This window comes from Microbacterium saccharophilum (genome assembly GCF_007992455.1).
GTDB lineage: Bacteria > Actinomycetota > Actinomycetes > Actinomycetales > Microbacteriaceae > Microbacterium > Microbacterium saccharophilum.
In genome coordinates this window covers 275622-298286 of the sequence record NZ_BKAH01000001.1, presented here as the reverse complement: position 1 = coordinate 298286, position 22665 = coordinate 275622, and the positions used below count along the sequence as shown (strand labels likewise).

The following is a 22665-nucleotide window of genomic DNA, read 5'->3' as shown; positions in this document are numbered from 1 at the left end:
GGGGCGGGGCCGCGCGATCCCGCCACGTAGACTGGATGCCCGTGGCTCTTACCATCGGAATCGTCGGTCTCCCCAACGTCGGCAAGTCGACGCTCTTCAACGCCCTGACCAAGAATCAGGTGCTCGCGGCGAACTACCCGTTCGCGACGATCGAGCCGAACATCGGGGTCGTGAACCTCCCCGACCCCCGGCTGGAGAAGCTCGCCGAGATCTTCGGCAGCGAGCGGATCCTGCCCGCCGCCGTCTCGTTCGTCGACATCGCCGGCATCGTGCGCGGCGCGAGCGAGGGTGAGGGTCTCGGCAACAAGTTCCTCGCGAACATCCGTGAGGCGGATGCCATCGCGCAGGTCGTCCGCGGCTTCTCCGACGCCGACGTCGTGCACGTCGAGGGCGCCGTGAACCCGCGCAACGACATGGAGACCATCAACGCCGAGCTGCAGCTGGCCGACCTCGAGACGCTCGAGAAGGCGATCACGCGGTACGAGAAGGAGGTCAAGGGCCGCAAGCTCGACCCGTCCGTCCTCGAGGCCGCCGTCGCCGCGCGCGACGCGCTGCAGCGCGGCGAGCTGCTGTCGGCGTCCACGCTCGACCTCGCCCCCATCAAGGAGCTGGGCCTGCTGACGGCGAAGCCGTTCATCTTCGTCTTCAACGTCGACGAGGCCGTTCTCACCGATCCGGCGCGCAAGGCCGAGCTGGAGGCGCTCGTCGCGCCCGCGAAGGCCGTGTTCCTGGACGCGAAGATCGAGTCGGAGCTCATCGACCTCGACCCGGCGGATGCCGCCGAGCTCCTGGCATCCACGGGTCAGGAGGAGTCGGGACTCGACCAGCTCGCCCGCATCGGCTTCGACACCCTCGGCCTGCAGACGTACCTGACCGCCGGCCCCAAGGAGTCGCGCGCGTGGACGATCGGCAAGGGCTGGAAGGCGCCGCAGGCGGCCGGCGTCATCCACACCGACTTCGAGAAGGGCTTCATCAAGGCCGAGGTCATCTCGTTCGAGGACCTCGTCGCGACCGGCTCGGTCGTCGAGGCCCGCGCGAAGGGCAAGGCGCGCCTGGAGGGCAAGGACTACGTCATGCAGGACGGCGACGTCGTGGAGTTCCGCTTCAACGTGTGACGCCGCGGATCGGCGAAGGCCCGGTGCGGGGCCGGCGTCCGGCTCCCGCACCGGGCCTTCGATGAGGCCCTAAAGACCGGCTCCGCTGGGCGAGACGAGGATCTTCACCGCGGTCTCGTTGTGGTGGATCAGCGTGTCGAAGCCCTTGGACACCAGATCGTCGAGGCCGATCTTCCCGGTGATGAACGGCTTGAGGTCGATCTTGCCGTCTTCCACCAGCTTGATCGTGGCGGGGTGGTCGTTCACGTAGGCGATCGTGCCGCGGACGTCGATCTCCTTGAGCACGAGCTTCTGCATGTCCAGGCTCGCCGGGTGCCCCCAGATCGAGATCACCACGACCACGCCCTGCGGGCGCACCGCGTCGAGCAGGGTGTCGAACACCGCCTGCACGCTCGTCGCCTCGAAGGCGACGTCCGCGCCGCGACCGTCGGTGAGCCGCTTGACCTCGGTCACCACGTCCACCTCGAGCGGGTTCAGCGCGACGTCGGCGACACCGGCATCGAGCGCCTTCTGGCGGCGGAGCGAACTGATCTCCGAGATGACGACGTTCACCCCCTCCGCCTTCAGCACGGCAGCGGTGAGCAGGCCGATCGGGCCGGCACCCCCGACGAGTGCCCACTGGCCGGCGCGCGCCCCCGAGCGGATGACCGCATGGTGCGCGACCGAGAGGGGCTCGATGAGCGCGGCTTCGTCCAGCGGAACAGAGCTGTCGACCGGATGCACCCAGCGGCGCTCGACGACGATGTTCTCCGAGAGGCCGCCCCCGCGTCCGCCGAGACCGATGAAGTTCATGTTCTCCGACAGGTGGTAGTCCGTGCTCTCCGGGCCGGTGTCGACTGCGGAATCGATGATGTACGGCTCGACGACGACATGCTGGCCGACCTCGAGGTCGGTGACGCCCTCGCCGAGCTCACGGACGACGCCCGGGAACTCGTGTCCGAGGGTGATCGGGGCCGATTCGCCCGAGATCGGGTGGGGATGGCCTGCCGGCGGCACGAAGATCGGACCGTCGAGATACTCGTGCAGGTCGCTCCCGCAGATCCCCGTCCAGGCGACGTCGATGCGCACGGTGCCGGGCTGCAGCGGCTGCTGCTCGATGTCCTCGATGCGAATGTCCTCGCGACCGTAATATCTCGCGGCTTTCATGGGTTCTTCCTCTCTCGAACGGAAGACGGCGTCTCCGGTCGATTCCGAGTTCGTTCACCCGTCCTCCGTTCCCAGCCTAAACCTCGGCGGGTCGTCCCATCCGGGGTTGTACTCTGGCGTGAGGCAGGAGGTCTGAGGATGCCGTTCAATCTCACCGGACCCGGCCACAGCGAACTCCTCGTCAAGCGGAGTCGCTTCCTCGGATGCGTCGAGCCCGTCTCCGGTCGGGACCAGGCCGTCGCGCGCGTCGCCGGGCTGCGCGCCGAGCACCCGGGTGCGCGGCACGTCTGCTGGGCGCTCATGGCAGGCGGGCACTCGGCGGCCCACGACGATGGCGAGCCGAGCGGCACCGCGGGGCGGCCCATGCTCGAGGTGCTGCGGCATCAGGAACTCGAGGGCGTCCTCGCGACGGTCGTGCGCTATTTCGGGGGAGTGAAGCTCGGCGCGGGCGGGCTTGTCCGCGCCTACACGGATGCGGTGGCGCAGGCGCTACGGGGCGCCGACCGCGTGCCGCTCATCCGGATGCGGATGGTGCGGATCACGGTGCCGTACTCCGTCGAGGGGGCGGTGCGCCGCGAGCTGGAGGCGCACGCCGCGACGCTCGAAGCCGTGCAGCACGGCACCGAGGCGGGGATGACCGTGCAGGTCGCCGAAGACCGCGCCGCGGCGCTAATCGCGCGCGTGAACGACGCATCGCTGGGGCGGGCGGTCTTCGGCTGAGCCGCTCGCGCCGGAACCCGCACACGGCCGTCGCTCGCGCACTACCGTGGAGTGGAGCGCGTGCAGCGACGGAGGTACAGACATGACCACGAAGAAGACGGACCTTTCCCCTGCGGCGAAGGTCGGGCTCGGCATCATCGGCGTCGCGCAGATCGCGTTCGCCTTCCTCGCGTTCTGGGATCTGGCCCTGCGCTCGGCCGCCGACGTGCGCGGGCCGAAGCCGGCCTGGATCCCGGCGATCCTCGTCAACTGGATCGGGTCGGCCGCGTACTTCGTGTTCGGCATCCGGCACCGCCGCTGACTGTCGGTGCCGCGACCTACGCTGGCACCATGCCCTCCCTCGACGACGTCCGGCGCATCGCGGCGACGCTTCCCGGGAGCGAGGAGCGGTCGACCACGGGCGGGGCGGCATGGTTCGTGCGCGGCAAGCTCTACGCCTGGGAGTGCCACCCGTGGCCGAGCATCGCGCCCGAGGTCCGTGCGGTCATCTCCGCCGAGCTCGTCGTCGGCGTGAAGGTCGCCGACCCGCTCGATGCGCTCGCGCTCCGCGAGATGGCGCCCGAGGTCTTCCTGCCGCGCACGACGGGCTGGGGCGAGCCGAAGATCGCGTTCCGCATGGCCGCCATCGACGCGGACCATCTCGGCGAGCTCGTGACGGAGGCGTGGCGTTCGCAGGCGCCGAAGTACCTGCGCGCCGGGATCGACGAGGCTGGCTGAGGCCGCCTCATGCCCGGCCCTGCAGGATCAGGTGCCAGTAGACCTGCGGGAAGACGTAGCGGTCGATGATCCAGTTCCGCCGGCTCTCCCGGTACGACGTGCGCCACAGGGTGGGGGTCAGGCGACGCTGGCCGTCGAACTCGGCGAAGACCGCGGTGGAGCGGGTGACCGTGAACGGGCAGACGCCGTACCCGTCGTAGCGTGCCTCCGGCTCCCGACCGCGCAGCACGGCGACGAGGTTCCGGGCGAGCACCTTCGTCTGCGGGCGGAGGGCGCCGCCGGACTTCGAGTTCGTCGTGCCCGCCGCATCGCCGAGCGCCCAGACGTTCGAGAACCGCGCGTGCCGCAGCGTCCGCACATCGACGTCCACGAACCCGCCGGAGTCCGTGCCCGCGAGCCCGCTCTCCGCGATGAAGGGCGGTGCCGACTGCGGCGGCTCGACGAGCAGCGCGTCATAGGCGATGGTCTGCGCGTGGCCGGCGCCGGTCGTGAAGATGAGGGAGCGGGCCTCCGCGTCGATCTCGGTCACCCGCGCCGCGGTGTGCACCTCGATGCCGTACTCGGCGACCTTGCGCTCGAGCTCGGCATCGATCTCCGGGATGCCGAAGATCGTCGGGTCCGGAACGAGGAGGACGACCCGGATGCCGGGCAGCACGCCGAGGCGCTGCCAGTACGCGCACGCCTGGTACATCGGCTTCTGGGCGGCACCCGCGCAGGAGGCGGGGCCGGGCGGCTGGACGAAGACGACCGTCCCCGCGCGGAGATCGCGCAGGAGAGGGGATGCCTTCGCGGCGAGGTCGAACAGGTAGTTGGAGGCACCGGCGGGGGAGAGCATGGCGGCCGCGAGCCCGGGAACGGCATCCCAGTCCTGCCGGATTCCCGCCGCGACGATGAGGTGCTCGTATTGCAGGCGGCCGCCGTGGCCGAGGGTCACCTGGTTCTCCTCGGGCAGGACGGAGGCGACGGCATCCTGCACCCACTCCACGCCGCGTGGCGTGACATCTGCCTGCGGGCGCACCGCCTCGCTCGCGCGGGCCGTGCCGCCGGCGACATGCGAGAAGAGGGGCTTGTAGTAGTGGTCGGTCTGCGGTTCGACCACGACGATGTCCGTCACGCCGGCGCGCCGGAGGCGCCCGGCGACCGACAGGCCGCCGTTGCCGCCCCCGATCACGACGACGTTCACGCGGCGGGCAGGGGTCGTGCCGGAATCATCCATGCCGGTGAGGGTAGGTCGCCGCTCCGCCCAGCGCGCCCGCCTTGACAGGCGGGGGCGGGGATGGCAGGGCCGCGCCACCCTCGATGGGAGGATGGAGGGATGTCCGCAACACTCGTGGCGCAGAGCCTGGCCGGCGGGTACGGTCACCGCACTCTCTTCGACCGGCTCGACCTCACGGTCGCCCCCGGCGACGTCATCGGGGTCGTCGGCGCGAACGGAGCCGGCAAGTCCACGCTGCTGCGCCTGCTGGGCGGCGTCGACGAGCCGCAGGGCGGCACGGTGTCACTCGCCCCGGCGGACGCGTTCGTCGGCTGGCTTCCCCAGGAGCACGAGCGCCTCGCGGGAGAGACCGTCGCGGCCTACATCGCGCGCCGGACGGGCTGCGCGGACGCGACGAAGGACATGGATGCCGCAGCGGCGGCACTCGGCGACCCCGCCCTGACCGCGCCCGGTGTCGACCCCGCGGACGCCTACTCGACGGCGCTGGACCGATGGCTCGCGAGCGGTGCCGCCGACCTCGACGAACGCCTCCCCGTCGTGCTGGCCGACCTCGGGCTCGACCTCGGCGACGACCCGGCCGACGCGCTCATGACCTCCCTCTCCGGCGGAGAGGCGGCCCGCGTGGGTCTCGCCGCCCTCCTTCTCTCCCGCTTCGACATCGTCCTCCTCGACGAGCCCACCAACGACCTCGACCTCGACGGGCTCGAGCGCCTCGAAGCGTTCGTGCGCGGACTCCGCGGCGGGGTCGTGCTCGTCAGCCATGACCGCGAGTTCCTCGCCCGGTGCGTCACGCGCGTCCTGGAACTCGATCTCGCCCAGGGCTCGAACCGCGTCTTCGGGGGTGGCTACGACTCGTACCTGGAGGAGCGCGCGACGCTCCGCCGGCACGCCCGGGAGAAGTACGACGAGTTCGCCGACAAGAAGGCCGACCTCGTGGCGCGTGCGCGGGTGCAGCGGGAATGGTCGAGCCAGGGCGTGCGCAACGCGATGAAGAAGTCGCCGGACAACGACAAGATCCGCCGCAAGGCCGCGACGGAATCCAGCGAGAAGCAGGCGCAGAAGGTGCGCCAGATGGAGAGCCGCATCGCCCGCCTCGACGAGGTGGACGAACCGCGCAAGGAGTGGCAGCTCCAGTTCACGATCGGCTCCGCGCCGCGTTCCAGCTCGGTCGTCTCGACGCTGAGCGGCGCCGTGCTCCGGCAGGGCTCCTTCACGCTCGGCCCCGTCTCGCTGCAGGTCAACGCGGGGGAGCGCATCGGCATCACCGGGCCCAACGGCGCCGGCAAGTCGACCCTGCTGCGGGCGCTCCTCGGCCAGCAGGCGCCGGAGGAGGGAACGGCGGGTCTCGGCGCGAGCGTGCAGATCGGCGAGATCGACCAGGCCCGCTCCCTGCTGGCCGGCGCCCGGCCGCTCGCCGACGCGTTCGAGGCCGCCGTCCCCGAGATGCCCTCCGCCGAGGTGCGCACCCTGCTGGCGAAGTTCGGGCTCAAGGCCGACCATGTGACCCGGCCGGTCGACGAGCTGTCGCCGGGGGAGCGGACGCGGGCGGGACTGGCCCTCCTGCAGGCGCGCGGCGTCAATCTGCTGGTGCTCGACGAGCCCACGAACCACCTCGATCTCCCGGCGATCGAGCAGCTCGAAGAGGCGCTGGAGACGTACGAGGGGACGCTGCTGCTCGTCACGCACGACCGGCGGATGCTGGAGACCGTGCGCACCGACCGCCACTGGCGCGTCGAGTCCGGGCGGGTGACCGAGCTGTAGGCGGTCAGCGCCCCTGGCGCTTCTTGTACGGCTTCGGCTGTCCCTTGACGACCGGTGCGCGCCCCTTCCCCTTCGACGCCTTCGCCTTCCCGCCTGCGGGCGCGGTCGGCTTCTGCTCCGGTGCGGGCTCCGCCGCGATCCGCTCCTTCGCCTCGACGAGGAGGAGCGTGCCGGCGGGGGTCAGCCGCGGGGTGGCGCCGTCCCGCGTGAAGAGGGCGTGGCCGACCTCCGCCTCGAGCTTGTCGATCGAGGAGTAGAGCGCGGGCAGGGGGATGCCGAGGGCCTGCGCCGCGCGCGGGAAGTGCAGCTCCTCGGCGGCGGCGACGAAACGCGTGAGCGCGGTGATGTTCACGGGGCGTTCCTCGGGTCGGCGGTCGTCACCTGCTCAGGATAGGCGTTCCCACGGCGGGCGATTCCGCTCCCGGCTCGGACGGTCCGCCGGGGAACAGGCGCGGACGCAGCCACAGCGCGACGTAGACGAGCCCGACGAGCACCGGCACCTCGATGAGCGGACCCACGATCCCGGCGAGCGCCTGGCCGCTCGTGGCGCCGAAGGTGCCGATCGCCACCGCGATGGCGAGCTCGAAGTTGTTCCCCGCTGCGGTGAAGGCGAGGGTCGCGGTGCGCTCGTAGCCGAGACCGGCGAGCCGACCCGTGAGGAATCCGACGAGGAACATGGCCGCGAAGTACGCCAGCAGGGGCAGCGCGATGCGCGCGACGTCGAGCGGCCGCGCGATCACCTGCTCGCCCTGCAGCGCGAAGAGCATCACGATCGTGAAGAGCAGCCCGCCGAGGGCCAGCGGGGTCACCCGCGGCAGGAACACCGATTCGTACCAGTCGCGACCGCGCCGGCGCTCGCCGAGGGTCCGGGACAGGTACCCCGCGAGGAGCGGAACACCCAGGAAGACGAGGACGCTGACGGTGATCGCCCACACCGAGAACTCCGCGCTCGTCGTCGGCAGGCCGAGCCAGGTCGGGAGCACCTGAAGGTAGAACCAGCCCAGCGCCGAGAACGCGAGCACCTGGAAGACGGAGTTGAGCGCGACGAGGAACGCCGCCGCCTCACGGTCGCCGCACGCGAGATCGTTCCAGATCAGCACCATCGCGATGCACCGCGCGAGCCCCACGATGATGAGGCCCGTGCGGTACTCGGGCAGGTCGGGCAGGAGCAGCCACGCGAGGGCGAACATGAGGGCCGGCCCGATGAGCCAGTTCAGGACGAGCGAGGTGACGAGCAGCCGACGGTCGCGGGCGATCACGCCGGCATCCGAGTACCGCACCTTCGCGAGCACGGGGTACATCATGACCAGTAGGCCGATGGCGATCGGGATGCTGACCGACCCGATGGATGCCGCGTGCAGCAGGTCGCCGAAACCCGGCGCGAAGACGGCCAGGGCGATGCCGACGCCCATCGCGAGGAGGATCCAGACCGGCAGGAAACGGTCCAGCGGTCCGAGGCGCGCCGGACGGGCGGAGGTCGTGCTCATCGCCCGCACCTCAGGCCGGCGTCGACAGCACGTGCGCCACGCGGTCGATGGCACCCGGCACGAGGGCGAAGTAGGCCCACGTGCCGCGCTTGCTGCGCGTGAGGAACCCGGCGGTCGTGAGGATCTTGAGGTGGTGCGAGACCGTCGGCTGGCTGAGCCCGAGCGGCTCGATGAGATCGCACACGCACGCCTCGGCGTCCTTCGACGCGGCCACGATCGACAGGAGGCGCAACCGGGCGGGGTCGGCGAGGGCCTTCATCGTCTTCGCGAGCGTCTCCGCCTCGTCGGCTGACAGCGGCTCCCGCAGCAGCGGAGCGCTGCACGTCGCCGCGGTGATGTCCGTCAATTCGAGGGTGACCATGCATTGATGCTAGTCGATATTGACAACTGTCGATACCCCGGGTAGAACTGGACATCGAAGACCATCGATGTCCTCTTCCTGTCCCTTTCCCGTCTTTTCGGAGTCCGCATGACCCTGCTCGATCTCACCCCCCGTGTCGCCACCGGCGACCGGCTGGCGACCCTTCCCGTCGCGGTCATCGGCGCCGGGCCGATCGGCCTCGCCGCGGCCGCGAACCTCCTCGAGCGCGGAATCGACGTCGTCGTGTACGAGGCGGGCGACGACGTCGCCGCGAGCATCCGCGCGTGGTGTCACATCCGGCTCTTCTCGCCGTGGAAGCACCTCGTCGACCCGGCATCGCATCGCCTGCTCGCGGCCGGCGGATGGGTGCTCCCGACACCGGAACGGGCACCCACCGGGACGGAGCTCGTCGAGCAGTACCTCGTCCCGCTCTCCCAGGTCGACGAGATGAAGCGCCGCATCCGCACCGGCGTCGAGGTCGTCGCCGTCGCCCGCGAGGGGATGGACCGCACCCGTACCCGCGCCCGCGCGGCGACGCCGTTCGTGCTCCGGCTGCGCGACGCATCCGGAGCGGTCACCGAGGAGACGGCGCGCGCCGTGATCGACGCGTCGGGGACGTACACCTCACCGAACCCGCTGTCCTCGAACGGACTCGACCTGCTGGGGTTGGACGCGATCGCCGACCGCGTCACGGCGGCGCTGCCCGACGTGCTCGACGGCGACCGCGCGACGTTCGCCGGCCGCCGCGTCACGGTCGTGGGCGCCGGGCACTCCGCCGCCAACACGCTGCTCGCCCTCGTGAGGCTGGCGCGCGACGAGCCGGGGACGACGGTGACGTGGCTCATCCGGGGCGCACGGGCGGTGCGCGTGTCGTCCTCGCCCGACGACGAGCTCGCCGGGCGTGCCCACCTCGGCAGCCGGGTCGACCGGGCGGCGGCGCGCGGGGAGATCGCGGTGCTGGACGGGTTCGAGATCCTCCGCGCGGAGCGCGACGGCGACGCCGCCGTGCTGATCGGACGCCGACGCGGTGAACTCGTGCGGCACCAGACCGACGTCATCGTGAACGCGACGGGCTTCCGCCCCGATCTGGATATGCTCCGCGAGGTCCGGCTCGACCTCGACGACATCGTCGAGGCGCCGAAGCGCCTGGCTCCGCTCATCGACCCGAACGTGCACTCGTGCGGCACCGTCGAGCCGCACGGATTCCGTGAGCTCACGCACCCCGAGCGGGGGTTCTTCATCGTGGGGATGAAGTCCTACGGGCGGGCGCCGACCTTCCTGCTGGCCACGGGGTACGAGCAGGTGCGCTCCGTCGTCGCATGGCTCGCCGGCGACACCGCCGCGGCATCCACCGTGACGCTGACGCTCCCCGCGACCGGCGTGTGCTCCACCGACCAGGCCGGGGGATGCTGCTCGTGATCCGTGTGCGGACGATGAGGCGTGCGGACTGGGAACGCGTCGAAGACATCTACCGGCAGGGGATCGAGGAGGGCGAGGCGACGTTCGAGTCGGACCCCCCGACGTGGGACGACTTCGATGCCGGCCGGCTGGCGGCGCCCCGCCTCGTCGCCGTCGACGAACACGACCGCGTGCAGGGCTGGGCGGCGGCGTCCGTCGTCTCGGCCCGCGAGGCGTACCGCGGCGTGATCGAGCACTCCGTCTACGTTGATCGCGCTGCCCGCGGGCAGGGGGTCGGGCGGCTCCTGCTGGCAGCGTTCGTCGCGGCGGCGGAGGAGTTGGGCGTATGGACGATCCAGTCGAGCATCTTCCCCGAGAACGCAGCGAGTCTGCGACTGCACGAGTCCGCCGGGTTCCGCGTGGTGGGCCGGCGCGATCGGATCGCCCGCTCCGTACGCGGCCCCCACGCCGGGACGTGGCGGGACACCATCCTCATCGAACGCCGCCGCGCCGAACAGCGCACCGACCCTCACCAGGAGACCTCATGACCGACAAGCCCACCGTCCTCTTCGTCTGCGTCCACAACGCCGGTCGCTCGCAGATGGCCGCCGGCTACCTGCGCGCGCTCGCCGGCGACGACGTCGAGGTGCTGTCCGCCGGCTCGGAGCCGAAGGACCAGATCAACCCCGTCGCCGTGCAGGCGATGGCCGAGGAGGGGATCGACATCGCCGGGCAGGCGCCGAAGATCCTGACGGTGGATGCCGTCCGCGAATCGGACGTCGTCATCACGATGGGCTGCGGCGACGCGTGCCCGATCTTCCCCGGCAAGCGCTACGAGGACTGGGAGCTCGACGACCCCGCCGGACAGGGGATCGACGCCGTCCGCCCGATCCGCGACGAGATCCGCCGGCGCGTCGAGGCGCTCATCGCGGAGGTGCGATCGGGAGGATGATGGGGGTATGCCCCGCACCCCCTACGCCGACCGGCCGTGGCTCTCCGCGTATGCCGACGGTGTTCCCGCCGACATCGACGAGCCGTCGCAGACCCTTCCCGAGATGATCGCGCTGAGCGCGAGCGCGTACGGCAAGCGCACGGCGCTGGAGTACTTCGGCGCCACGACGACCTACGCCCGTCTCGGTGAGCAGATCGAGCGCGCCGCGGAAGGACTGCGGCGTCTGGGCGTCGTGAAGGGCGACCGCGTCGCGATCGTCCTGCCGAACTGCCCGCAGCACGTCGTCGCGTTCTACGCCGTGCTGCGCCTGGGAGCGATCGTCGTGGAGCACAACCCCCTCTACACGGCACGGGAGCTGCGCCACCAGTTCGAGGATCACGGCGCACGGCATGCCATCGTGTGGGACAAGACGGCGGATGTGGTGGCCGGCTTCCCCGACGACGTGCGACCGGCGCACATCATCAGCGTCGACCTCACGACGGCGCTGCCGCTCGGGATGCGTCTCGCGCTGCGCCTGCCGGTGCCGAAGGCGCGGACCGCTCGGGCGCAGCTCACCACCCGACCGCGTGCGAAGCACCTGCACGCGTGGAGCGGGGTCGTCGACCAGCGGCGGCTGTCGCGCCGTGTCCGCGGGCCCGTGCTCTCCGACATCGCGGTGCTGCAGTACACGAGCGGGACGACCGGGATGCCGAAGGGTGCGATCCTCACGCACGCGAACCTCCTCGCGAACGCGATGCAGGGGCGGGCGTGGGTGCCGGGCCTCGTCGACGGCGAGGAGACCTTCTACGCCGTGCTGCCGCTGTTCCACGCGTACGGGATGACGCTCTGCCTTACGTTCGCGATGAGCATCGGCGCCAAGCTCGTGCTGTTCCCGAAGTTCGACCTCGACCTCATGATCGACGCGGCGCGGACGAGCCCGCCGACGTTCCTCCCGGCGGTGCCGCCGATCTACGACCAGCTGGCGCGCGCGGCGTCCCGTGGGAAGATCGACCTCTCCGGCGTCCGGTTCGCGATCTCCGGCGCCATGAGCCTGCCCGTGTCGACCGTGACCCGGTGGGAGGAGGCGACCGGAGGTCTGCTCGTCGAGGGGTACGGGATGACGGAGACCTCGCCGGTCGCCGTCGGCAACCCCATGGGCCCGTCACGCCGCCCCGGCACGGTGGGTGTGCCGTTCCCGAGCACGGAGATCCGCGTCGTCGACCCCGAGAACCCCACCGTGGACCGGCCCCTGGGGGAGACCGGCGAGCTCCTGGTCCGCGGGCCGCAGGTGTTCCAGGGGTATTGGCAGCGCGAGGAGGAGACCAAGGCGGCCCTGATCGACGGCGGATGGCTGCGCACGGGCGACATCGCCTCGGTGTCGCCGGACGGCTTCGTCACGATCGTCGACCGGCTCAAGGAGCTCATCATCACGGGCGGATTCAACGTGTCGCCGAGCGAGGTGGAGGCGACGCTCGATTCGCATCCGGACGTCACGGCCGCCGCCGTCGTCGCGCTCCCGCGGTCGAGCGGAGGCGAGGAGGTCGCCGCCGCGGTCGTCCTGCGCGAGGGCGCCGTCCTCGACGTCGAAGCGCTGCGCGACTTCTGCCGCACCCGCCTGGCCGCCTATAAGGTCCCGCGCCGGATCGTGGCGATGGACGACCTGCCGCGCTCGCTCATCGGCAAGGTGCTGCGCCGCGAAGTGCGGGACCGGATGCTGGAGGGTCAGGCGAAGGGCGGCGGCGGGGGAGCCTAGAACGGCGGCGGATCCACGCCGGCCCGAAGCCCGCTGGGACTGACCCAGACGAGATCGCCGGATTCCTCCTCGCAACGCCACAGCGTCTCGTGCTTCACGCGATGATGGCTCCGGCAGAGCGGTGCGGTGTTGTCGGCCGCGGTCCGTCCGCCGTGGGCCCAGGCCTGTCGGTGATCGATGTCGCAGTCGGCGGACGGGCGCCCGCATCCGGGGAAGATGCAGACCGGATCGCGGACGCCGAGCCATCGCCGGAGCGCGACGGGGACCCGGTACGTCGTGCGGTCGAGGTCGAGGACCGTGCCGTCGATCGGGTGGGTGAGGATGCGGGTCCACGAGGTCGCCTCGCCGGCGAGGCGTCGCGCGGTGTCGAGATCAATCGGTCCGTAGCCGTCGAGCGTCGCGGGTTCGTCGGAGGCGCCCAGCAGGGTCAGCACCGGCACCGTCACCGACACGGCGGGCTTGCCGGGGCCGGCGGGTGCGTCCGGTGACGTGAGGTCGCACAGTACGTCGGCCCGCAGCTGGGCGAGGGTGCGCGTCTCTCCGTCGACGCCCGCGAGGTGCGCGGCGGCGGTGTCGAGCGTATGCAGGAGGTGCTCGCCCTTGTCGGCCGGAACAAGGGCCGTGAGTTGCGACATCCCGTCCAGCAGCGGAGTCAGCCTGACGTCGCGGTCTTCGCGTGCCCGCGCATGCCGTTCCTCCAGGGATTCAGGATGCACGCGCTCACGGATCGTCCGAGCGCGCATGCGGAAGCGGCCCGGAGCGAGTGAGACGGCGGCGGGCGACGCGGTGGAGTCGAACGCTGCCCACGTTTCCGGGGCGTCGGGCGGGAGGGTATCGGCGAGCACTGCGGCCGCCGCCATGTTCTGCTCGGAGACCGTGCCCGCCACGCACAGCGACCACAGCTGCGGGCAGCGCTCCTGCAGCACGCTCGCGCGGTGTCCGCGGCCGCGCACGCCCAGCTCCGAGAGGCGGAGTCGGACGGCGATGTCGGCGACCGCGGCACGTACGGCGAACTCGCGACGTCGCGCGCGGAAAGCGTGGACGGTGTCGTGCGGCGGCAGCTTGAAGGCGGGGTCGAGGGTCGGATCCGGTCCGACCCACGGGCCGGGATCCGCGGCCGCGTCATCCAGGATCGCGGCGATCGCCTGGTCCTGCGCGGCGCTCAGGGCCCGTGCCCGCATCGCGGCATCCTCCAGAAGAGCCAGCGCCGATCCCTCCGCGGGCGAGTCGCATACCTCGTCGAAGACGCCGTCGTCCGGTTCACCGAGGACGCGGGCCTGGCCGGCGAACCGGCCGTCGGCCTCGTCGCACAGCGCGGCGAGGTACTCGTCGACGAACGCGGGGTCGCTCCACAGGTCGCCCTGCGGATCCACGTCGGTCGAAGAGAACTTCATATCCCAACGGTAGGGAGGGCCTCCGACATTCCGACGTCTATCCGTCGTGCGAGGACCGCTCGGACCTCAGGCCGGCGCGTCCTCGTCTTCCTCCGGCTCGAATGTCGAGGTCACCCCCGTGTGACCGGCCGCGACGCCGTCCGCCTCTGCGGGGATCGTCCCGTCCTCGCCGAGACCGCCGGCCTTCGGCTCGGCGGTGTCCCGCTCCGCATCCGAGGCGTTCTCCAGTTCGTGATCCTGCTCGTTGTCGTGGTGCATCTTCCGATCCCTTCTCGATGCCCCGAGCGTAAGCACGGTCCCCGCCGCACAGCGAGGGGTTGACAGCGCCGCGTCAACCCCCTTCGCCGCGCCACCGGCGACGCCTAGCGTGAACATCCGGACCACCCCGGCCACCCCCGACCACAGGAGAACGCCCATGAGCACCCCCGCCGGCGACACCCCGCAGGACCCCCGCACGAAGTACCCCGAGGGCGGCTTCCCCGCGCAGGAGCAGGAGCAGCCCGGCCTCACCGACGAGACGATGCCCGAACCCGACCACGGCGAGACCAGTTACACCGGCTCGGGGCGCCTCGAGGGCCGGCGGGCCCTCATCACCGGCGGCGACTCGGGAATCGGCCGCGCCGTCGCGATCGCCTTCGCGCGCGAGGGAGCCGACGTCGCGATCGTGCACCTCCCGGAAGAAGCGGAGGATGCCGCCGACACGGTCGCGCTCGTCGAGGCCGAGGGGCGGCGGGGGCTGGCTCTCGCCGGCGACATCCAGGACGAGTCGTTCGCGACGCGGATCGTCACCGACACGGTCGATGCGCTCGGCGGCCTCGACATCGTCGTGCTCAACGCCGCGTACCAGAAGGACCGGGACAGCCTCGAGAGCCTCGAGACGGCGGAGTTCGACCGCGTCTTCCGCACCAACCTGTACGGCATGATCTTCACGGCCCGCGCGGCGGTCCCGCACCTGGCCCCCGGAGCGTCCATCATCGTCACGTCCTCCATCCAGGCCTTCGACCCGTCGCCCGGTCTCATCGACTACGCCATGACGAAGGCCGCCCAGGTCGCCTTCGTCAAGGCGCTCGCGCAGCAGCTCGGCGAGCAGGGTATCCGCGTGAACGCCGTCGCGCCGGGCCCGATCTGGACGCCGCTCATCCCGGCGACGGGCTGGGACGCGGAGCGCATCGCGAGCTTCGGGAAGGACACGCCGCTCGGCCGCCCCGGCCAGCCCGCCGAGCTCGCGGGCGCCTACGTCTACCTCGCGTCCGAGGCCGCGTCGTATGTGTCCGGCGCCGTCCTCCCCGTCACGGGCGGAAAGGGGCTGTAGCCGCCGTGCCGCGTGTGCTGCGCATTCTCGCCGTCGCCTCCCTGGCGCTCGCCCTGACCGGGTGCGGCATCCCCACCGACCCGGAGGGCACGCTCGCGCGCATCGACGCGGACGGGACGCTCCGCGCGGGCGCCTCGCCCAGCGGCGCGCTCGTCCGGGTCTCCGGCGACGATGTCGCGGGGAGCCTCGTCGACCTCGTCGAGGGATTCGCGCGCTCACGCGGCGCGGAGGTGACGTGGGAGGTGGACAGCGAGGAGGCGCTCGTGGACGCCCTAGAGTCCGGCGCGCTCGACCTCGCGGTCGGGGGGATGACCGACCAGACGCCGTGGAGCGACCGCGTGTCGGTCACGCGTGGCTTCACCGGCATCGACGGTGCCGAGGACACGCCGGTCGTGTTCCTCCTCCCGATGGGGGAGAACGCGACGCAATCGGCGCTCGAGGCGTATCTGGATGAGGAGCTCCGGCGATGAAGAGCATGGGGCGCACCGATCTTCCCCCCGAGCAGCAGCGGGCTCTGCGCTCGGCGGTCCGCTGGGAGTGGTTCACGATCGGGTACACGGTCGTCACGATCGTGCTGATCGCCTTCGTCGTCGGCGGCTCTCAGGCGATGAAGACGGCCTGGATCGAGGACATGCTCTCCCTCATCCCGCAGATCTCCTTCCTCGTCGCCCTCCTCCTCATCCGCCGCAAGCCCACCCGCGCGTTCCCCTACGGCCTCCACCGTGCGATGGGCGTCGGGCACCTCGTCGCGGGCGTCGCCCTGCTCGCGATCGGCGGCAGCCTCGCCGTCGAGTCGGTCCTGGGGCTCCTGCGCGCCGAGCACCCCGCGATCGGCACCGTCTACCTCTTCGGCCAGACGATCTGGCTCGGCTGGTTCATGGTCGCCGTCATGACCCTGATCGTCGTGGGGCCGTTCTTCTACGGACATGCCAAGGCCAAGCTCGCCCCGACCCTTCACAACAAGGTCCTGTTCGCGGATGCCGACATGGCCAAAGCGGACTGGACGACCACGGTCGCGTCGGTCGTCGGCGTCCTCGGGATCGGCCTCGGGTGGTGGTGGCTCGACGGCGCGGCGGCCCTGTTCATCTCGGCCGGGATCGTGTGGGACGGGTACAAGAACGCGCGCTCCGCGATCCTCGACCTCATCGACCAGCGGGCGCGCACGCACGACGACGCCGAGGCGCAGCCGCTCATCGGGCGGATCGTCGACGCGCTCGAGGCGCAGCCGTGGATCGGCGAGGCCGGCGTGCGGATGCGCGACATGGGCCAGGTCTTCCATGTGGAGGCCTTCGTCGTGCCGCACCGACGGAAGGTCACCGTCGCGCAGCTGGAGGCCGCACGGCATGCGATCAGCGAGATGGACTGGAAGATGCAGGACGTCGTCGTCATCCCCGTCACCGACCTCCCGGACGAGACCGAACGTCGCAGCCGCGTGGCAGGATGACGGCATGCCGGAGTCGCCGGAGGTCCAGGCGCTCGCCGAGTTCCTCGCCGAGCACGCGGTCTCACGCCGCATCGAGACCGTCGACCTCGACGAGTTCCGCGCGCTGAAGACGCGTGACCGTCCCCTCACGGAGCTCTCGGGTGCCACGATCACGGGCGTCCGGCGGTTCGGGAAGCACCTCGACCTCCAGACCGACGCCGCGCATCTCGTGATCAGCTTCGGCCGCGCCGGCTGGGCGCGCTGGGATGGGGAGGCGGCGCCCGATGAGGCACCCGTCATCGCCCGTCTGCCGCTCGACGGCGCGCTGCTGGAACTCACCGACGCGGGTGACTGGCTCTCCCTCGGCCTGTCCGTCGTGGACGATCCGCTCTCCGTGCCGGCGCTCGCCAAGCTCGGTCCCGACCCGCTCGACCCCGCGTTCGGCCAGGCCGACCTCGACCGCGCGGTCTCGGGGCGACGCAAGCAGCTCAAGGCCCTCCTGCAGGAGCAGGAGACGCTGGCCGGCATCGGCAACGCCTACTCCGACGAGATCCTGCACGCCGCGAAGCTGTCCCCGCTGGGCCACGGCTCCGCGCTCGACGAGGGAGAACGGGAACGCCTCTTCGGCGCGGTCACGACGACACTCCGGGACGCCGCCGCGGCACGCCGCGGCGTTCCGCCGCACCGCCTGAAAGAGGCGAAGGTCGCCGCCATGCGGGTACACGGCCGCGGCGGACAGACGTGTCCGGTGTGCGGCGACACGATCCTCGACCACGATGCCGCGGCCTCGTGGCAGTACTGCCCGACGTGCGAAGCGACCCGATGACCGGATCGCCGGGTAGCATCGAGACATGGCCACTTCGAACCTCCCGACTCCGACCCTGCAGCCCGTGCCGGACGAGAAGAACCTCCTGACGGTCGCCGAAGAGGGCGCCTCCTGCTGCGGCGGCGGCTGCTGCAGCTGACGCAGACCGCGTGATGCGACCCGCTCAGCGGGTCAGCGGCGACAGCAGCGCGTCCGTCACCCGCCCGGTCAGTCCGGGCACCTCGTCGACGTCGACCGACAGCGCCAGCAGGGCCCGGCTGAAGTAGTTCCGCGCCGCGGCCGCCAGCGTGATGTCGACGATCTGCCGGTCCGTGAAGCCTGCATCCCGCAGCTCCTGGCTGTCGGCATCCGTCATCTCGCCCGCAGCCGTCGACAGCTTGACGGCGAAGCGCATGACGGCGACCTCCGCGGGGTCCAGTCCCGCGTCCTCGGGATCACGCGCGAGCCGGATGAGCTCCTCCTCGTCGATCACCCCGCCGCGCAGCGCCTTCCGGCCGTGCGCCAGCAGGCAGTGCGGCGACCCGATCGCGCCGGCGGCCGCAAGGGTCACGAGCTCGTAGATGCGCGGTCCGATCGAGGGCGTGATCGCATGGACGAGATCCTCGAACGCGGCATGCGCCTCCGGGTTCACGGCCATCGCCCGCGTGTGCCGGTAGACGAATCCGTCGGTCTCGATATCGCCCGCGTACATCGCCGCCACGTGGCCGACGGCGCTTTCCGGTGCCGGTGTCGTGATGATCATCGCCTGCCCCTCCCTGATCGGTGGGACTCAGGATGCCACCGCCGCCGCCCGGCGTCGAGGGAGCGTCAGTGCATCGCGGGTGTCGCGCCCTCGAGGTCGTCGGCGGGCTTGCGGATGAGGAACGCGCCGATCAGGAGCGGCAGCGCGACACAGGCGGAGAGCAGGAACGCGGCGTGCGCGCCGGCGGCGCCGGCGACCTGCTCGGCGACCCCCGCCTCGCGCTGGGCGGCCGTGACACCGGCCATGACGGTCACCAGGACCGCGATGCCGGCGGCGCCGGCGACCTGCTGCACCGTGCCGAGGATCGCCGAGCCGTACGCGTAGAACTTCGGCGTGAGCGAGGCCAGCGACGCGGTGAAGAGGGGCGTGAACGACAGTGCGAGGCCGAGGGACAGGGCGGTCTGGGCGGGGATGATACTCCACAGTGTCGTGTTCTCGTCGAACGTCGTGAACACCCACAGCATCGAGATCGCGATGATAGATCCGGGCACCAGCAGGACGCGGGTGCCCTTGGCGTCGTAGATGCGGCCGATGACCGGACCGGCGAGTCCCATCAGCAAAGACCCGGGGAGGACGGCGAGCCCGGTCTCCAGCGGGGAGATGCCCAGGACGCTCTGCATGTACAGCGGCAGCACCGTGATGGTCCCGAAGAACGCCATCGACAGCAGCGTCATCTGCGCGATGGAGAGGGAGAAATTGCCGCTGCGGAAGACGCGGAGATCCAGCAGGGCATCGTCCACGCGCTGCAGGAGCAGCTGACGCCACACGAAGAGCGCGAGCGCGAGCACCCCGACGCTCAGCGACACGACGAGCGACACGGTGGACAGGCTCTGCGCGGCCGCCTCGGCCGCCGTCCCGCCGTGCGTCTGCGCCCCGCCGATCTGGCTGAGCCCGTAGACGAGTCCGCCGAACCCGAATGCGGAGAGGATGATCGAGAGCACGTCGATGGGTGCCCGCGTCGCCTGGCCGAGGTTGTGGATCCACCGCGCCCCCATCGCGAGCGCGACGAGCGCGATCGGCAGCACGATCCCGAAGATCCACCGCCAGCTGAGGGTGTCCAGCAGGAAGCCGGACATCGTCGGCCCGATCGCCGGCGCGAGCGACATGACGATCGAGACGCGGCCCATCATCCGGCCGCGGGCGTGCGGCGGGACGATCGTCATGAGCGTCGTCATCAGCAGCGGCATCATGATCGCCGTGCCGGAGGCCTGCACGACACGGGCGACCAGCAGCACCTCGAAACCGGGGGACAGGAGCGCCGTCAGCGTCCCGAGCGAGAACAGGCTCATCGCGGCGATGAACACCTGACGCGTCGTGAACCGGCGCAGCAGGAACCCCGTGATCGGGATGACGACGGCCATCGTCAGCATGAACGCCGTCGTCAGCCACTGCGCCGCGACGGCCGTGATGCCGAGGTCACCGATCAGGTGCGGGATCGCGACACCCATCGTCGTCTCGTTCAGGATCGCGACGAACGCCGCCGCCAGCAGCAGCCAGACGACGCGCCCCTCCTCGGGACTCAGCACACCCTGCGATGGGCGGGCGGTGTCGGTGTCGGTCGCCAAAAGGGCCTCCCAGTCGGGCGGAAAGTGCGGGGATCCCTGCCGTATCCGGCACGGGTTCTCACGATAACCGCCGGGTCGGACGTCGCATTCCCGTACCGGGTGCCACCATTCGGTCATGGCGCATCCGGCCCGTCGTTCTCCCGCGCTCGTCCGCGGTCTCATCGCCCTCGCCGTCGGCGCGGCCGCCGCCGTCCTGCTGGTCCCCGTGCTCGGCTGGGCGGGTGCGCTCCTGGCGGGCTGGTCGGTGCTGGCCCTCACCGACGTGATCTGGGTGCTCGTGCTGATCTGGCCGATGGATGCCGTGCGCACGCGGGCGCACGCGACCGCGGAGGATCCGGGCCGCCCGATCGCACGTCTCGTCGTCCTCGTCGGCGGGTTCGCGAGCCTCGGCGCGGTCGTCATCGTTCTGTTGCAGACCGGCTCGGCGCATCCCGCCCGCGCCTTCGTGCTCGCGGGCGTCGCGGTGATCGCGGTCGCCGCGTCGTGGGCGCTCATCCAGGTGGACTACCTGCTGCGCTACGCGCACGTCTACTACACCCCGCCCGAGGGCGGCATCGACTTCAACCAGGACGAGGACCCCGTCTACTCCGACTTCGTGTACTTCTCCGTGGGGCTCGGCATGACCTACCAGGTCGCGGACACGAGCGTCCGCACGAACGCCATCCGGCGCATCGTCGTCGCCCAGACCCTCCTGGCGTACCTGTTCGGCGCCGTCATCCTCGCCACCGTGATCAATCTCGTCACGAGCCTGCGCTGACGCCGGTCGCCTAGGCTGACCGGATGAGCATGGGAGGCCCCGGCGGTCGCGGCGCCGGATTCCGCGGTGTCGACGAGGCGGCGCAGAAGAAGCTCAACGCCGACGCGCCGCACGTGCCCGATCTCGGGCCGCGTGTCATCGCCCTCTTCCGCCCCTACCTCGGGCGCATCGCCGTCACGGCGGTGCTCGTCATCCTGGGCGCCGCCATCGCCGTCATCCCGCCGCTCATCGTGCAGCGGATCTTCGACGACGCGCTCTTCCCCGTCGACGACTCCGGGCCGGACCTGCCGCTCCTCATCCGCCTCGTGCTCCTCATGATCGGGTTGTTCCTGCTCTCGGCCGGGCTCGGCGTCGCGCAGACGTGGTTCACCTCGACCGTCGGCAACCGCGTCACGGGCGACCTGCGGGTGCGCCTCTTCGAGCACCTGCAGTCGATGGAACTCGGCTTCTTCACGCGCACGAAGACGGGCGTGATCCAATCCCGCCTGCAGAACGACGTGGGCGGCGTCTCCGGCGTGCTCACGAACACGGTGACGAGCATCCTCGGCAACGCCGTGACCGTCGCGTCGGCCCTCGTCGCGATGATCATCATCGACTGGCGGCTGACGATCATCGCCGTCATCCTCATGCCGTTCCTCATCGTCGTGCAGCGACGCGTCGGCCAGGTGCGCGCCCGCATCGCCGGGCAGACGCAGGAGTCGCTCTCGGAACTGACCTCCATCACGCAGGAGACGCTGAGCGTGTCCGGCATCCTGTTGTCCAAGGCGTTCAACCGGCAGCGGGCGGAGTCGGCCCGCTACCAGGACGAGAACGCCAACCAGGTCGTCCTGCAGGTGCGCCGCGCGATGAGCGGCCAGGGCTTCTTCGCCGTCGTGCAGGTGCTCATGGCCTCGGTCCCCGCGATCATCTACCTGGTCGCCGGCTACCTCATCGCCGGGGGCGAGGGCGCCGTGACGGCCGGCACCGTCGTCGCCTTCACGACCGTGCAGGCGCGGCTCCTCATGCCCCTGATGGGACTCATGCGCGTGGCCCTGGACCTCCAGACCTCGGCCGCGCTCTTCGCCCGCATCTTCGAGTACCTCGACCTCGTCCCCGCCATCCAGGAGCGCCCGGGCGCGATCCCGGTCGCCCGCGCGCCCGGGCCGATCGGACGGATCGAGTTCCGGGATGTCGTGTTCCGCTACCCGGATGCCGCCCCGGAGACGCGCCCGACGCTCGGCGGGGTCTCGTTCACGGCCGAGCCCGGCGAGCACATCGCGTTCGTGGGACCGTCCGGCGCAGGCAAGACGACGATCCTCTATCTCGCGCCGCGACTGTACGAGGCGTCGGAGGGCGCCGTCCTCTTCGCGGGTGCCGACGTCCGCGACCTCACGCAGGAGTCGATCATCGACCACATCGGGATCGTGTCGCAGGAGACGTACCTCTTCCACGCCACGATCCGCGAGAACCTCCGCTACGCCAAGCCCGATGCGACCGACGCGGAGCTGGAGGCCGCGTGCACCGCGGCGAACATCCACCACATCATCGCCGGGTTCGAGCGCGGCTACGACACCGTCGTGGGGGAGCGCGGCTACCGGCTCTCCGGTGGGGAGAAGCAGCGCATCGCGATCGCCCGCGTCCTGCTGAAGGACCCTCCGGTCCTGCTGCTGGATGAGGCCACCTCGGCCCTGGACACGGTCTCGGAGCGGGTCGTGCAGGACGCACTGGAGGAGGCCGCCCGGGGACGGACGACCCTCTCGATCGCGCACCGCCTGTCCACGGTGATCGGCGCCGACGTCATCCACGTCATCGAGGCGGGCGAGATCGTCGAGTCCGGCACGCACGCCGAACTCCTCGAGCGGGGCGGCCTGTACGCCGAGCTCGCCGCGCAGCAGATGGCGGCCTCGCGCATCGAGGGCTACGAGGAGACCGCCCCGGCGCCCCCGCATCCCGAGCGCCGCGCCGACAAGGCGCCCGACGACGGCGCCGCGGCCCCCGCCGTCCGGCTCGCGGCCGATCCGCTGCCCGGGCGGGTCTGGCCCGACCTCAGTTGAGGGAGCCG

General features: G+C 71.2%; 24 protein-coding genes. 15 read left to right on the top strand and 9 right to left on the bottom strand.

Translation table 11 applies throughout. From position 1 onward, the window contains the following. Positions 1–41: 41 nt before the first annotated feature. Entirely contained in the window at positions 42–1115 is a 1074-nt protein-coding gene (ychF, locus tag MSA03_RS01520; protein WP_147049384.1) for a redox-regulated ATPase YchF, read from the top strand. A gap of 69 nt (positions 1116–1184) precedes the next feature. Here the strand turns inward: ychF and MSA03_RS01515 are convergent, their stop codons facing one another. Then, positions 1185–2261, bottom strand: a complete 1077-nt coding sequence (locus MSA03_RS01515; RefSeq protein ID WP_147049383.1) for a 2,3-butanediol dehydrogenase — start codon at positions 2259–2261, stop codon at positions 1185–1187. A 138-nt stretch (positions 2262–2399) separates the two neighbouring features. Here MSA03_RS01515 and MSA03_RS01510 point away from each other — a divergent pair, with 138 nt between their 5' ends. The 3 genes from MSA03_RS01510 (at position 2400) to MSA03_RS01500 (ending at position 3698) form a co-directional block, all read left to right on the top strand. After that, on the top strand, positions 2400–2981 hold the full coding sequence (locus MSA03_RS01510; RefSeq protein ID WP_147049382.1) for an IMPACT family protein: 582 nt from the start codon (positions 2400–2402) through the stop codon (positions 2979–2981). A gap of 82 nt (positions 2982–3063) precedes the next feature. Further along, the gene (locus MSA03_RS01505) at positions 3064–3282 is read left to right on the top strand and encodes a PLDc N-terminal domain-containing protein (protein WP_147049381.1); all 219 of its coding nucleotides are present in this window, start codon (positions 3064–3066) and stop codon (positions 3280–3282) included. 29 nt (positions 3283–3311) lie between these two features. Next, positions 3312–3698, top strand: a complete 387-nt coding sequence (locus tag MSA03_RS01500) for an MmcQ/YjbR family DNA-binding protein (RefSeq protein WP_147049380.1) — start codon at positions 3312–3314, stop codon at positions 3696–3698. A 7-nt stretch (positions 3699–3705) separates the two neighbouring features. On the opposite strand, the gene MSA03_RS01495 is transcribed toward MSA03_RS01500, so the two are convergent. Next, positions 3706–4914: an NAD(P)/FAD-dependent oxidoreductase gene (locus MSA03_RS01495; RefSeq protein ID WP_147049379.1), complete on the bottom strand. Its 1209-nt coding sequence runs from the start codon at positions 4912–4914 to the stop codon at positions 3706–3708. 99 nt (positions 4915–5013) lie between these two features. On the opposite strand from MSA03_RS01495, the gene MSA03_RS01490 reads away from it, so the two are divergent. Beyond that, on the top strand, positions 5014–6675 hold the full coding sequence (locus tag MSA03_RS01490; RefSeq protein WP_147049378.1) for an ABC-F family ATP-binding cassette domain-containing protein: 1662 nt from the start codon (positions 5014–5016) through the stop codon (positions 6673–6675). A gap of 4 nt (positions 6676–6679) precedes the next feature. On the opposite strand, the gene MSA03_RS01485 is transcribed toward MSA03_RS01490, so the two are convergent. Genes MSA03_RS01485 through MSA03_RS01475 form a run of 3 tightly spaced genes read right to left on the bottom strand, consistent with a single transcriptional unit; the run spans position 6680 to position 8523 of the window. Then, entirely contained in the window at positions 6680–7027 is a 348-nt protein-coding gene (locus tag MSA03_RS01485) for a LysR family transcriptional regulator (RefSeq protein ID WP_028495221.1), read from the bottom strand. A 25-nt stretch (positions 7028–7052) separates the two neighbouring features. Then, the gene (arsB, locus tag MSA03_RS01480) at positions 7053–8162 is read right to left on the bottom strand and encodes an ACR3 family arsenite efflux transporter (protein WP_147049377.1); all 1110 of its coding nucleotides are present in this window, start codon (positions 8160–8162) and stop codon (positions 7053–7055) included. Positions 8163–8172: 10 nt separating this feature from the next. Continuing rightward, positions 8173–8523, bottom strand: coding sequence for an ArsR/SmtB family transcription factor (locus tag MSA03_RS01475; RefSeq protein ID WP_028495222.1), 351 nt, complete (start codon positions 8521–8523; stop codon positions 8173–8175). A gap of 108 nt (positions 8524–8631) precedes the next feature. Here MSA03_RS01475 and MSA03_RS01470 point away from each other — a divergent pair, with 108 nt between their 5' ends. The 4 genes from MSA03_RS01470 to MSA03_RS01455 are packed head-to-tail and all read left to right on the top strand — an operon-like array spanning position 8632 to position 12605. Continuing rightward, a complete protein-coding gene (locus MSA03_RS01470) occupies positions 8632–9942 on the top strand; it encodes an NAD(P)-binding domain-containing protein (RefSeq protein WP_147049376.1) in 1311 nt (436 codons plus the stop codon). A gap of 14 nt (positions 9943–9956) precedes the next feature. Next, complete coding sequence (locus MSA03_RS01465) at positions 9957–10469, top strand: GNAT family N-acetyltransferase (protein WP_081782703.1); 513 nt, start codon at positions 9957–9959, stop codon at positions 10467–10469. Then, complete coding sequence (locus MSA03_RS01460; protein WP_028495225.1) at positions 10466–10873, top strand: arsenate reductase ArsC; 408 nt, start codon at positions 10466–10468, stop codon at positions 10871–10873. The genes MSA03_RS01465 and MSA03_RS01460 overlap by 4 nt, the downstream gene beginning before the upstream one ends. A 7-nt stretch (positions 10874–10880) precedes the next feature. Further along, complete coding sequence (locus tag MSA03_RS01455) at positions 10881–12605, top strand: long-chain-fatty-acid--CoA ligase (protein ID WP_147049375.1); 1725 nt, start codon at positions 10881–10883, stop codon at positions 12603–12605. Here the strand turns inward: MSA03_RS01455 and MSA03_RS01450 are convergent. Beyond that, complete coding sequence (locus tag MSA03_RS01450) at positions 12602–13999, bottom strand: HNH endonuclease signature motif containing protein (protein ID WP_147049374.1); 1398 nt, start codon at positions 13997–13999, stop codon at positions 12602–12604. The two genes, MSA03_RS01455 and MSA03_RS01450, sit on opposite strands and share 4 nt — an antisense overlap. 66 nt (positions 14000–14065) lie before the next feature. Next, on the bottom strand, positions 14066–14257 hold the full coding sequence (locus MSA03_RS01445; protein ID WP_036272191.1) for a hypothetical protein: 192 nt from the start codon (positions 14255–14257) through the stop codon (positions 14066–14068). 157 nt (positions 14258–14414) lie between these two features. Between MSA03_RS01445 and MSA03_RS01440 the strand changes: the two genes are divergently transcribed. The 4 genes from MSA03_RS01440 to MSA03_RS01425 are packed head-to-tail and all read left to right on the top strand — an operon-like array spanning position 14415 to position 17560. Next, entirely contained in the window at positions 14415–15311 is an 897-nt protein-coding gene (locus MSA03_RS01440; RefSeq protein ID WP_147049373.1) for an SDR family oxidoreductase, read from the top strand. 14 nt (positions 15312–15325) lie between these two features. Beyond that, the gene (locus tag MSA03_RS01435; RefSeq protein WP_028495228.1) at positions 15326–15781 is read left to right on the top strand and encodes a transglycosylase SLT domain-containing protein; all 456 of its coding nucleotides are present in this window, start codon (positions 15326–15328) and stop codon (positions 15779–15781) included. Continuing rightward, positions 15778–16755, top strand: a complete 978-nt coding sequence (locus MSA03_RS01430; RefSeq protein ID WP_028495229.1) for a cation diffusion facilitator family transporter — start codon at positions 15778–15780, stop codon at positions 16753–16755. Before MSA03_RS01435 ends, MSA03_RS01430 begins: the two co-directional genes overlap by 4 nt. Positions 16756–16759: 4 nt before the next feature. After that, the gene (locus MSA03_RS01425) at positions 16760–17560 is read left to right on the top strand and encodes a DNA-formamidopyrimidine glycosylase family protein (RefSeq protein WP_147049372.1); all 801 of its coding nucleotides are present in this window, start codon (positions 16760–16762) and stop codon (positions 17558–17560) included. Between the two features lie 163 nt (positions 17561–17723). Here MSA03_RS01425 and MSA03_RS01420 read toward each other — a convergent pair whose 3' ends face one another. After that, complete coding sequence (locus MSA03_RS01420; RefSeq protein WP_147049371.1) at positions 17724–18302, bottom strand: carboxymuconolactone decarboxylase family protein; 579 nt, start codon at positions 18300–18302, stop codon at positions 17724–17726. 65 nt (positions 18303–18367) lie between these two features. Beyond that, entirely contained in the window at positions 18368–19867 is a 1500-nt protein-coding gene (locus MSA03_RS01415) for a DHA2 family efflux MFS transporter permease subunit (RefSeq protein WP_244946269.1), read from the bottom strand. A 115-nt stretch (positions 19868–19982) separates the two neighbouring features. Between MSA03_RS01415 and MSA03_RS01410 the strand changes: the two genes are divergently transcribed. Both MSA03_RS01410 and MSA03_RS01405 read left to right on the top strand, forming a co-directional pair. Further along, positions 19983–20624 (top strand): DUF1345 domain-containing protein, encoded by a 642-nt coding sequence (locus MSA03_RS01410; protein ID WP_147049369.1) that lies wholly within the window; start codon positions 19983–19985, stop codon positions 20622–20624. 23 nt (positions 20625–20647) lie between these two features. Then, positions 20648–22657, top strand: a complete 2010-nt coding sequence (locus MSA03_RS01405) for an ABC transporter ATP-binding protein (protein WP_174799825.1) — start codon at positions 20648–20650, stop codon at positions 22655–22657. Positions 22658–22665 lie beyond the last annotated feature (8 nt).